This window comes from Qipengyuania sp. NPDC077563, from assembly GCF_044901345.1.
In the GTDB taxonomy this organism is placed as follows: Bacteria; Pseudomonadota; Alphaproteobacteria; order Sphingomonadales; family Sphingomonadaceae; genus Qipengyuania; species Qipengyuania aestuarii.
In genome coordinates, this window is sequence record NZ_JBJDPC010000001.1 from 1,209,918 (window position 1) to 1,221,229 (window position 11,312).

At 60.4% G+C, this 11,312-nt stretch carries 7 protein-coding genes and 1 tRNA gene; 1 reads left to right on the forward strand and 7 read right to left on the reverse strand.

Annotation, left to right across the window (positions count from 1 at the left end):
- Positions 1 to 11: 11 nt before the first annotated feature.
- The 3 genes from ACI2I1_RS05820 to ACI2I1_RS05830 are packed head-to-tail and all read right to left on the reverse strand — an operon-like array spanning position 12 to position 5,794.
- Positions 12 to 1,421, reverse strand: a complete 1,410-nt coding sequence (locus ACI2I1_RS05820) for an efflux transporter outer membrane subunit (RefSeq protein WP_404678292.1) — start codon at positions 1,419 to 1,421, stop codon at positions 12 to 14.
- Positions 1,418 to 4,630, reverse strand: coding sequence for a multidrug efflux RND transporter permease subunit (locus ACI2I1_RS05825; RefSeq protein WP_404678293.1), 3,213 nt, complete (start codon positions 4,628 to 4,630; stop codon positions 1,418 to 1,420). The genes ACI2I1_RS05820 and ACI2I1_RS05825 overlap by 4 nt, the downstream gene beginning before the upstream one ends.
- On the reverse strand, positions 4,631 to 5,794 hold the full coding sequence (locus ACI2I1_RS05830; RefSeq protein WP_404678294.1) for an efflux RND transporter periplasmic adaptor subunit: 1,164 nt from the start codon (positions 5,792 to 5,794) through the stop codon (positions 4,631 to 4,633).
- A gap of 114 nt (positions 5,795 to 5,908) precedes the next feature.
- On the opposite strand from ACI2I1_RS05830, the gene ACI2I1_RS05835 reads away from it, so the two are divergent.
- Entirely contained in the window at positions 5,909 to 6,466 is a 558-nt protein-coding gene (locus ACI2I1_RS05835) for a TetR/AcrR family transcriptional regulator (RefSeq protein WP_404678295.1), read from the forward strand.
- Between the two features lie 30 nt (positions 6,467 to 6,496).
- On the opposite strand, the gene ACI2I1_RS05840 is transcribed toward ACI2I1_RS05835, so the two are convergent.
- From ACI2I1_RS05840 to ACI2I1_RS05855, 4 genes are all read right to left on the reverse strand, one after another.
- Positions 6,497 to 9,358, reverse strand: coding sequence for a TIM-barrel domain-containing protein (locus ACI2I1_RS05840; RefSeq protein WP_404678296.1), 2,862 nt, complete (start codon positions 9,356 to 9,358; stop codon positions 6,497 to 6,499).
- The gene (locus ACI2I1_RS05845; protein WP_404678297.1) at positions 9,355 to 10,200 is read right to left on the reverse strand and encodes a DUF5597 domain-containing protein; all 846 of its coding nucleotides are present in this window, start codon (positions 10,198 to 10,200) and stop codon (positions 9,355 to 9,357) included. Before ACI2I1_RS05845 ends, ACI2I1_RS05840 begins: the two co-directional genes overlap by 4 nt.
- Positions 10,134 to 10,862 (reverse strand): beta-galactosidase, encoded by a 729-nt coding sequence (locus ACI2I1_RS05850; RefSeq protein WP_404678298.1) that lies wholly within the window; start codon positions 10,860 to 10,862, stop codon positions 10,134 to 10,136. Before ACI2I1_RS05850 ends, ACI2I1_RS05845 begins: the two co-directional genes overlap by 67 nt.
- Before the next feature lie 356 nt (positions 10,863 to 11,218).
- A tRNA-Met gene (locus tag ACI2I1_RS05855) sits at positions 11,219 to 11,295 on the reverse strand.
- Positions 11,296 to 11,312 lie beyond the last annotated feature (17 nt).

Consider the following 11,312-nt stretch of genomic DNA (forward strand, 5'->3'; position numbering starts at 1 on the left):
CAAGCCGAAGCCTAGCGCGCCCCTCCCAGTCCGCCGCCCAGCGCCACGAACAGCGTCGTGCCATTCTGGAGATAGGCCCGACGGGTGGTCAGCAATTGCTGCTGGGCTGAAAACAGATTGCGTTCCGCATCCAGCACTTCGAGGTAATCGGCTACGCCCTCACGGTACCTGAGGCGCGCCAGCCGGGCGAGCCGCTCCTGCGCGGCAACGCCCTTCTCCAGCGCCGTCACCTGTTCCGCCAGCCAGCGCCTCCCGGCAAGCCCGTCGGAGACCTCGCGAAACGCGGTCTGGACGGTCTTGTCATAGATCGCGATCTGTTCGACCTCGCGGGCCTTGGCAAGATCGAGATTGGCTTCGCGCGCGCCCCAGTCGAAAATGGGAAGCGAGATCGATGGGCCGAAAGACCAGGAAAACCCGTCCGAGCCGAACAGATCCCCCAGATCGCTGGATGCGAGTCCTGCATTGCCGGTGAGCGAAATCGTGGGGAAGAAAGCTGCCCGTGCCGCGCCGATATTCGCCCGCGCGGCGCGCAATTGCTCTTCGGCTGCCTGGATGTCGGGACGGACCAGCAGCAGATCTGACGGCGTTCCGGCATCAAGCGTCATGCCATTGTTCTGCGCCGTCATCGGCAGAGATTGCGGGAGGTTCGCCGGGATCGCACCGCCGACCAGAACGGCCAGCTGGTTCCGCAGTCGTGCTTCGGCGAGTCGTTCTGCGGCCAGCTGCTGCTCCGCAGTCGTCAGAAGCGTTTCCGCCTGTCTGAAAGGCAGGGCCGAAGTCACACCGGCATCGAGACGACGCTGAGCGATGCGCAATCCTTCCTGCCTGCTTTCCAGCGTCGCCTGCGCCAGACGGATCTGAGCTTCCGTTTCGAGCAGTTCGAAATAGGTCGATGCGGTATCGGCAATGAGCGACAGATAGAAGGCACGCTGATTGGCTTCGACCGCCAGATATTGCGCACGCGCTGCTTCGGAGAGATTGGCTACCCTGCCCCAGAAATCCAGTTCGAAAGCCGAGACGCCTACGCCGACGTTGAAACGATCGCTGGTTATCGATCCGTCGGCACCCGGCTGAACCGTGCCCACCGGAGTGCGGGACCGCGTGGCGGAGGCGTTTGCTACAGTGGTCGGCAAACGGCGGCTGTCCTCGATCCGGTACTGCGCACGGGCCTGTTCGATCCGCGCCGTCGCCGCAACGAGATCCCGATTGTTGGCGACCGCAGTCTCGATCAGCGCAACTAGCCGCTGATCGGCAAACCATTCTCCATAAGACAGAGTGCTCGCCACGACCGTTCCGTCGGGTCGGTAATCGGCATCATAGGTTGGAAGCGTGGCAAGCTCAGGACGCCCGTGATCGGGCGCCATGTTGACGCATCCCGAAAGAACCAGGGCCGACAGGCTGACGGTTAACAGGCGTCTCATTCGGTTTCTCCGTCGAGGTGGCCGGCGGGCGTTGGCTTGCGGCCGCCCAGCCTGGTCCGCACCAGAAGATAAAGCAGCGGGATGATGAAGATGCCGATCGCCGTCGCGGCAATCATGCCTCCCATCACGCCCGTCCCCACCGCGATCCGGCTGGCAGCGCCTGCCCCCGAAGACAGGACCAGCGGCACCATGCCCAGGATGAAGGCAAGCGAAGTCATGATGATTGGCCGCAGCCGCAACCTTGCTGCCGCCTTCACCGCCTCCATCGGGCTCTTGCCTTCGGCTTCTTCCTCGATCGCGAATTCGACGATCAAGATTGCATTCTTGGCAGCAAGACCGATGATCGTAATGAGACCCACGTTGAAGTAGATATCGGCCGACAAGCCGCGCAGCATGGTGAATACCACGGCACCAAGAACACCCATCGGCACGATCAGCAAAACGGAAAGTGGAACCACCCAGCTTTCGTAAAGCGCTGCAAGCACAAGGAAGACGATGACAGTGGACAGGCCTAGCAGGAGGCCGATCTGGCCGCCGGCCTGCTTTTCTTCATAGCTGATGCCGGTCCATTCGAAGCCGATCCCTTCGGGAAGCTGGCTTGCAAGCTGTTCCATCTCGGCAATCGCGGCGCCCGAGGATTGGCCCGGAGCAGCGGTGCCCGACAGCGTCATCGCCGGATAGCCGTTGTAACGTGCAACTGCGGGCGGACCGGCGGTCCATTCCGCCGTGGCGAACGCACTAAATGGCACCAGCGCACCTTGCGCGTTGGGAATGCGGAGGGAAAGAACATCCTCAGGAGTCATCCGGTGCGGTGCATCCGCCTGAACGAGGACTTGAAGAACGCGCCCCTGCCGGTTGAAGTCGTTCGCATAGGCAGACCCGAAATTGATCGACAGTGCATTGTTTACGTCAGTCATCGACAGGCCCATCGCCCGGGCGTTTACCCGGTCAACTTCGACATGAAGCTGGGGGGCAGGTGCCTCGTCTTCGGGCCGGATATTGGCCAGCGTCGGACTTTGCATCGCCATGCCAAGCAGCTGATCGCGAGCGGCAGTAAGCGCTTCGCGCCCCAGCCCTGCACGGTCCTGCAGCTTCATAGTGAAACCGCTGGCCTGTCCAAGCGACTGGATCGCCGGGGGCTGGATCGCGAAGGCAAGGGCATTGTCGAGCCCCATGAATGTGCCCATGGCGCGCCCGACGAGACCTTCCGCCGAGCTTCCATCGCCGCTTCGTTCACCCCAATCTTCGAGCGGGGTGAAAATGATGGCGTGATTTTGTCCTTGGCCGAAGAAGCTGAAGCCCCTTACGACAACGCGATCCTCGACCTCTTCCTGGGCCGCCCAGAATTCCTCGACCGGTGCCAGCGCCTCGTCCAGGCGTTCACGTGTCGAACCGGCCGGTGACTGGACGACGGAGATGACATAGCCCTGGTCTTCGGTGGGAAGGAACCCGCCGGGCAGGCGGAAGAAGAGCAGGCCGGTAAGGCCGGCGAGCAAAAGGAATACAGCGAAGCCGCGCATCGGCCGGTTGAGGATCCGCTCGTTCGTCTTGCCATATCGATCGGTCATTCGCCCGAACCAGCGATTGAAGCGTCCGAAGAAGCGGCCCATCGAACGGCGCCCCTTCTCGACCGTGCCACGCCATCCGTTCGGTACAGGCCTGTCGGCTTCGTCATCTGAAGGCGCTTCTTCGTCATGTCCCTGCACGTCTTCCTTACGCAGGAATGTCGCGCAGAGGGCCGGCGTAAGCGACAGCGCAAGCACGGCGGAGAAGAAGATCGAAATGGCCAGTGTAACCGAGAACTGGCGGTAGATGCCGCCAGTCGAGCCCGGGAAGAACGCCATGGGGATGAAGACCGCGATCAGGACAAGCGTGATACCGATGATGGCACCGGTAATCTGATCCATGGCCTTGCGGGTGGCCTGTAGCGGGCCAAGGCCCTCTTCGCGCATGATCCGCTCCACATTCTCGATAACGACAATCGCGTCATCGACCAGGATACCGATCGCCAGAACCATTCCGAACAGCGAAAGCACATTGATCGAGAAGCCGAACAGCCACAGGCCGAGACATGCGCCGGCAAGTGCAATAGGCACCACCAGAGTGGGAATGAGAGTTGCGCGCCAGTTCTGGAGGAACAGGAACATCACAAGGAACACGAGGACCATCGCCTCGACCAGCGTTTTGACGACCTCTTCGACCGAAATTTCGACAAAGGGAGTAGTGTCGTAGGGAACGGACCAAGCGACATCCTGCGGCAGGCCCGCTCCGATTTCCTCCATCCGTTCCTTGACGCCTTCTGCCGTCGAGAGGGCGTTGGCGCCGGTAGCTAGCTGGATTGCCATTCCGGCCATGGGCTGGCCGTTCAGCGTGGTTGAGGTGGCATAGCTTTGCGCCCCGATTTCGACCCGGGCCACATCGCCAAGGCGAACACTGGCACCGCCTTCGTCGGTCCGCAGGATGATGCGGCGGAACTCGTCTTCGGTCGCGAAACGGTTTTCGGTCGTGATCGTCGCGGTGATTTCCTGCCCTTCCTGAAGCGGAAGTGCGCCGATCGAGCCACCTGCGGTCTGCGCATTCTGTTCACGAATGGCCGCCACGACCGCGCTTGGCGAAAGATTGTAGGACGCAAGCTTTTCCGGATCGAGCCAGATGCGCATGGCATATTCGGAGCCGAACAGCGTCACGTCACCGACGCCTGCTACGCGGCGCAATTCGTCCACCACCTGGGTCGATGCGATGTTGCCGAGGTCGGTGGTATCAAGATTACCCGATTTGGAAGTCAGTGCCACGATGAGCAGGAAGCCGGCATTGGCCTGCCGCACCGTGATACCTTGGCGGCGAACTTCCTCTGGCAGGCGCGCTTCGACGGTGCTCAGCCGGTTCTGGACTTCGGTTTGGGCGATATCGATGTCGGTCCCGGCTTCGAAGGTCAGCGTAATCGCTGCCGAACCGTTCGAGCGACTGGATGAGGACATGTAGAGGAAGCCCTCCACCCCATTCAGCTGTTGCTCGATCACCTGCGTCACGTTCTGTTCGAGCGTCTCGGCATCGGCACCCGGATAGACGACATTGATTGCCAGCGACGGCGGCGCAACTTCGGGATATTGTTCGATGGGCAGCGCGCGCAGAGCAATGAAGCCCGACAGCAAGATGCCGAGCGAAATCACCCATGCGAAGATGGGGCGATCGATAAAAAAGCGCGCCATTTACTTGGCCTTTGCTGCGGGTTTGGCGGGCGCCTGCTGGCCGGTCCGCGTGTTCGCGACTTTTACCGGCATTCCCGGCTGCAGTTTCTGAAGGTTGGACACGATTACCTGGTCCCCAGGATTAAGCCCGCTTTCAACCACCCAGTCGTCGCCAATCAATTGGCCCAGCTTGACCGGGCGAGGCGCCGCCTTGCCTTCCTTGTCGACGATCATAACGGTTCCGCCGCCATCCGTGACGGTGATTGCGCGCTGCGGAATGGCAACGACGTTACTGACCTTGCCGGCATAGATGCGGGCGTTGACGAATTCGCCCGACAGAAGAAGACCGTCAGGATTGGGGAATTCGGCGCGCAGCTGCACGGTGCCGGTTGCCTCGTCGACAGAGAAGTCGAGGAATTCGATCACGCCAGGCAAATCATACTCGGTTCCGTCCGCAAACAGCAGGCGAACCTCCACTGCATCGCCGGGGGACAGATCGAGCTGTCCATCGGCGATGGCCCGCCGAATTTTGAGCACCTCCGTCGCCGACTGTGCGAAGGATACATAAATTGGCGAAATCTGTTCGATCCGCGTCATCAGGGTGCCTTCGGGCTGCGACACGAGCGCGCCTTCGGTGACCGCGGCGCGGCCCGCACGACCCGAAATCGGGGCACGGACAGTGGTATAGCCGAGCTGAAGCGAGGCCGCTCGCAGCTGCGCCTGGATCTGGGCCACATTCGCATTGGCTTCGCGTGCAGCGGCCTGTGCAGCGTCAAACTCCTGCCCGCTGATGGCGTTTTCTTCCAGAAGCGGCCGATAGCGCTTTACCACCGCATTGGCATTGGCGGCCGTCGCCCGAGCCCGCTCGAGGCTTGCCTGCGTCTGAGCATAGCTCGCCCGAAGTTCGGCAGGATCGATGCGAAAGAGCGCCTGCCCTTTGCCCACATCGGTACCTTCTTCGTACATGCGGTCCTGAACGATGCCGGTCACGCGCGCCCTGACTTCGGCCACACGAACCGGTTCCACCCGGCCGGGGAGTTCGATGACATTATCCAGACTGGTCTTTCCGACGGTCACCGTGCGCACAGGAATAGCCTGATCCTGCGGAGGAGCTTCGGCTGAGGAACATGCCGCGACCAAGGCCCCGAGAACCAAAAACAGGAAAGTTCGAAAAAGCTGCATCATATATCCTTGCGGAAAATCCCACGGTTTCACCCGCCATTCATATGGATCGGCCTTTTGACAATTTTAGTACAACTGTAAATTGACATTTTTGCATCATTTGTAGAAAAGATTGTTATGGAAGAACGGGCATGCATGATCGCGGAGGCGGGCTACGAAGTGATTAGCCGCTATGGAATACGCCGCGCCACGATGAACGATATTGCGCAAGCTGCAGGCGTTTCACGTCAGACTGTTTACAATATCTTTCCTAACAGGGAAGAGTTGTTGCACGGTGTTATCCGCTATCATTTTTGGCACAAGTGGAACGAGATCAGCGAAGCGGTCGATCAAGTCGAAAATCGCGAAGAACGGATTGCGATTCTTCTTGATCGCCTTGTGGTGAGATCTTGGGAATCCATGCAGGCCATGCCTCATGCCGACGAGCTGGAACTCGAGATCGACACTACGATGCGCGAGCGGATTGCAGACATCCATGAGGAAGCCGCGACAAATCTTTGCGAATTCTTCAGCCCTTATGAAAGACAGCTTAGTTCCCGGGGCATGACAGCGAAGGGGATCGGCGAGATGCTGCACCTGGCGTTCGTGGGTATGAAGCTGAGTTCCACCAGCCAGGCTCAATTGGAGACCGTGGTGGGCACAATGAAGGCCTGCCTTCTCGCCGTTACCGAATAGCGCCAAGCCTTCGGAAACGCCATTGTCGGCCTATAATGGCAACGAAACACGCAGTTCTGCGCCATCATAGATCAGTGTCCTGATCGGCTCTTCCGAGAATACCGGCGCAGCACCATTTCCATCGTGGAAAACGATACCGATCTGCCGCTCAGAATGCATTCCGGGATAAGTCCCCGCCCGCGCGCCGATCGTCAGAATTCTGCTAGTTTCGTCCCATGCCATAGGAATACGGGCGAACTCGCCCCTTTCATAACCCATGTCGGTCCCTTCATCCTCGTAAAGGGTGAAGCTGCCATCGGAGCCGGCGAAGACATGAACGGTCAGCGCGCCCCCGGTGTCCTGCGCAGTTGACTTGATCGCCGGGCCGCTGGGCACGATGGAACCGGCGCGTACGAATAAGGGCATCCGTTCCCGCGGCGCCTTCGCCACGATTGTCTGCCCGCCCTCCAGGCGCTGCCCGTTACTGACGTCCACCCACTGCGCTCCCGAAGGGAGGTAGACCGCGCGCTCGCGCGCTTCGAACTGCGTGACTGGCGCCACGAGTAGCGCCGGACCGAACAGATACTGATCGTCGATTTCCCAGGTCGCACGAACAGTTTTGAAATCCATCACCAGCGGCCGCATTATCGTGCCGTCATCGAAATGCGTGCTCGCCGCCACTGTGTAAATATAGGGCATCAGCGCGTAGCGCAGGCGATGGTAATAGGTGAGGCTCTCCATCATCGCAGGATCGCCAGACGCGATGATCGGCGACTCGCGCTGCGGATATTCACCATGACTGCGGAACAACGGGCTGAAAGCGCCGAACTGGAACCATCGGGTGTAGAGCTCGCGCCATTCGGGCAGGTGCTCCGGATCTTCCTGGCTGAACCGGCTTTCAAGCGAGAAGCCGCCAATATCGTGAGTCCAGTGTGGCACACCCGCGAGGCTGAGATTAAGCCCGGCGCTGATCTGGTCGCGCAGATCGTCCCACCGCGCTGCGACGTCGCCTGACCAGAGAGCTGCACTTGCCCGCTGTATGCCGCCGAATCCGCTTCGAGTAAGGATGAAGGGCCGCGTATCGGGCCGCGCCGCGCGCAGCCCCTCGGCCACGCCTTCTGCGTGAGGCAACGGGTAGGAATTGAAGATCGCTGCTCCGGGCACGCCGGTGGCAGGACTGGTCATCTGATATTTGCGTTCTTCAACCGAAAGGTTGGAATGCCAGTCCGGCTCGGTCGCATCCATCCACCAAGCATCGAAACCCAGCGGCAGCAATGAGTCGCGCATCTGGCGCCAGTAGATCCCGCGCGCCTCGGCAGTATAGGGATCGTAAAAGGTGTTGGCATACCCGCGTCCGACCCAGTCGAGCTGGCCCGCTTCCAGCGGCCGCGGATAAAGATACCCTCCCGCGGCCAGTTCCTGCGCATGAGCTGTGTCCGGATAGAATTTGGGCCAGACGGAGATCATGATCCGAACGTCCTGATCGTGGACCTCGCGCACCATGGCAGCAGGATCGGGAAAACGCTGCTCATCGAAGCAGTGGCAGCCCCATTTGTCTTCCGGCCAATAAAACCAATCCTGCACGATATTGTCGATCGGGATGCGAGCGTCGCGATATTGCTTCACCACATCCAGCAGTTCAGCCTGCGTGTTGTAACGCTGGCGCGATTGCCAGAAACCGAACGCCCATTTGGGCATCATCGGCGCCTGCCCCGTCAACCGGCGATATCCGGCAATGACCTCGTCCATGGTCGGTGCAGGAACGACGTAGTAATCGATCGCCCTACCCGCCTCACTTGCGAAGCTGACCGAGTGGCGATCTTGCTGCGGCAGAGGATCGGCATGTTCCAGCGCGATATAGCCTTGGTTCGGCTCCCAATCGACTTTCAGCTGGACCGGCTTTCCGGCTGTCAGTTCGAGCTCGAAGTTGTGATACCAGGGGTTCCAGTTCTGGCGCCAGCGGTTCAGCACTTCCTCCCCATCCGCGCTCACGGTCACATAGCTTGAAGAGTAAAGGCGGAACTTGTGCGTGCCGCTGGTCTCTGGGGTGAAGGAGCCCGTCCAGACGACCCGCTGTGGTTCAACCGAATTCCCGCCCGTGTTCTGCCCTGTGGTGGCCGCTTCAACTGCCGCGGTGGCTTCTGCCGGCCAGCGCGCCTGATCCTGGATGTATTGATAGTCAATGCTCGGTTCCCGGCGGGACACAACCAGTTCCTCGCCGAGATAATAGTCCGCCTTCCAGCTCTCCTGAGCCCCATGGTAGCCGCTGCCTGACATGACCACCGGCGAGAGTCTCAGCTTCTCGTATGGCTGTGGGTCACCCACGCGGGTAATCGAGTTATTATCCCACAGCAGCCCATACCCGCGTGTCGAGACGAGGTAGGGAATGCTGATCGCCATATTGTGCTGGGCAAGCTCCACGTCTTCGCCATTGTAGTTCATCTGGCGGTTCTGGTGCTGGCCGAGACCATAGAGCCCTTCGTCCGTACCGCGGTTGAACTGGACGCGGGTGGCAAACCAGTCCTGCCCTTCCAGCTCAGTCGGCGTTATCCTACGGGCCGCGGCGTTTTCGTCGAGCAGCAGCTCTCCGTCGCGGCCGTACACGACCAGGCGTCCGTCGGTCAGGTGCACATTTGCCGTCCCTCCGGTGGAAACCAAGCTCGCCCAACCGTCCTTCTGAGAGAACGCGGGCACGCCATCGGCGTCGGCAATCACCATGAGGCTTTCCCCCGCATCATCGACATCCTGCGCCACCGTTACGCGGAACGCACCATCGGTAAAGGCGAGGACGCGGACTTCCTCCCCTGCGTCCGTCGTCACCAGCATCCCATGCTCGACCGGAACGGCCTCTCCCCCCAAGGCTGACGTCGTCATCGCCAGAAAGCTGGCGGTCACGCCAAGTGCGAATTTCATCGGTAAGTCCCCATTTCCACTCGGAGCCAGACTGGCTGCTCTCCGAAATTGAATCCGTAATCCACCTGATCACCGTTCCAACGGCGGCGCATCACCCACTCACCGCCTTCGAAGCGACCTTCCTGCGCTTCGATAATCTGCTCGTGCTCACCTGCGCTCGGATTGCTGAGTGCGAGACGCACCCGCACATTGCGCCCGGTGAGGAGGAAGGTATCGTCCTCCAGTTGCGCCAGCATGGCGCCGCCCGTCGGTTCATCTTTCAGCGGATGGTCCTTCTGACCGGCAAAGCTCCAGTCGTCCTCACCAAACATCCAGCGCCCGTATTGTGCAGTTACTCGCCAGCGACCCATGGTGTGGGCTTGGTCTGCGCCTTCCGGACCGCGAGCTGTGCCCCAAGTCGGATGGTCCATCGCGATGCGTGCCCAGTCGCGCGCGGCCGGCGCCAAAAGACGGTATGGAGCAGCGAAAGCTTCCAGGGTTTCCTCATCCAGTTCGGCTGCACCGAGCGGATGATTGGAAAAGCCCGATGCGTCCATTCCGACCGGGCTGAACATCACACCGCCGCGGCCGAGTGTGGGCCAGACGAAGCGTGCATATTCCCGTGCATTGCCAATCTCTGGAACCACGAGCGGCCACTTTCCTTCCCCATAGCGATCGAGATAGCGATGCACGGATTTAGCGTCGCTCGTATAGATATCGGGGCCGTAAGCATCGATACTGGGCGCGGCGATCCGCCAGATCGGTAATGCGTTCCAATTGGGCCCGCCCGAGGGTCCTACATGCCCTCCCTCATCGGTGAAGGCATCACCCAGCGCCGCATTGACCATGACCGGAAGATCCATTCGGCCTGACCTGCGAGCGTTACCCCTTCGACATAGCGGGCCATGTACCAGCTCATGAAAAACTGCTCGGCGCGCGAACCGAATGCCTCGACCCACGTTTGACGAGCGATACCGAGGCCCTCGGCCAGCTGCTCCGGTATTGGCTGTTCGAACACGCTTTTAGGGCCATCCGCATGGTCGCGGGCGAGGCGATAGCTGCCAGTTTCGTTCTCGACCTGCACCATGACGACGGTATGCTGCCGGTCGATCTCTGCCAGATGCCGCATCACCATTGCGAAGGCCCTCGCATCGGCCGCCATCGTCGCCGCGCCATGAGGGGATAGCGCGTAATGCGCAGAACCATCCTGCCGCCGCATCCTGGGAAAACGCAACCCGTCAGCCTTGACCCAGGAGGGCGCATAAGCGGGCGCAGTATTCTTGAAGGCTCCGTACCATAGCAACACCAAGCGTTTGTCATGCGCACGCGCCTCGGCCACTAGTCTATCGAGGAAGTTGAAGTCGAACTGGCCTTCCACAGGCTCCACCTGCTCCCACGCGATCGGCATCAGCAAGGTGTTTGCATGAACCCGGTTCACCACCGGCCACACGGTTTCCAGCATCTCTGGATAGTTGGAAGAATTGTTGGCCTGCACCGCCAGCGCCAGAAATGGTTCACCATCCACGATGAAGGCTGTGTGAGCTGAACCCTGCCGGAAATGTGGTGCCTGCGACGATACATGAGGCGCATACAGAAAAGCCAATACTGCGCCGGCCATTGCCGCAATTAGTCGCACATGCCCCTCCCCTATTTGCGCTACCATCGCAAAAAGGAACGGCATTGCAAGAGTTACCCGCTGGTCAGTGCAAGCTATCTCGGCATTCAATACCTTGATGCCGAAAGCACCACCGAGAGATAGAGTGGTAGTTCGAGAAGGTCTCGGGCCCGACCATTAGTCGCCCCCGCAGCCTAGCAGCGTCGGTTGGTCGCCATTTGCGGCGTATGAGCCACCGTACAGTATTGTGATTTTGGGATAATGTTTGGTTGCGGGGGTTGGATTTGAACCAACGACCTTCAGGTTATGAGCCTGACGAGCTACCGGACTGCTCCACCCCGCGGTACCGTTGTCTTTGGA

Coding starts and splice junctions, on each gene's coding strand:
- ACI2I1_RS05830 (WP_404678294.1), bottom strand. CDS start 5,794: ATGATGCAGCTTTTTCGAACTTTCCTGTTTTTGGTTCTCGGGGCCTTG.
- ACI2I1_RS05845 (WP_404678297.1), bottom strand. CDS start 10,200: ATGGATCTTCCGGTCATGGTCAATGCGGCGCTGGGTGATGCCTTCACC.
- ACI2I1_RS05825 (WP_404678293.1), bottom strand. CDS start 4,630: ATGGCGCGCTTTTTTATCGATCGCCCCATCTTCGCATGGGTGATTTCG.
- ACI2I1_RS05820 (WP_404678292.1), bottom strand. CDS start 1,421: ATGAGACGCCTGTTAACCGTCAGCCTGTCGGCCCTGGTTCTTTCGGGA.
- ACI2I1_RS05835 (WP_404678295.1), top strand. CDS start 5,909: ATGGAAGAACGGGCATGCATGATCGCGGAGGCGGGCTACGAAGTGATT.
- ACI2I1_RS05840 (WP_404678296.1), bottom strand. CDS start 9,358: ATGAAATTCGCACTTGGCGTGACCGCCAGCTTTCTGGCGATGACGACG.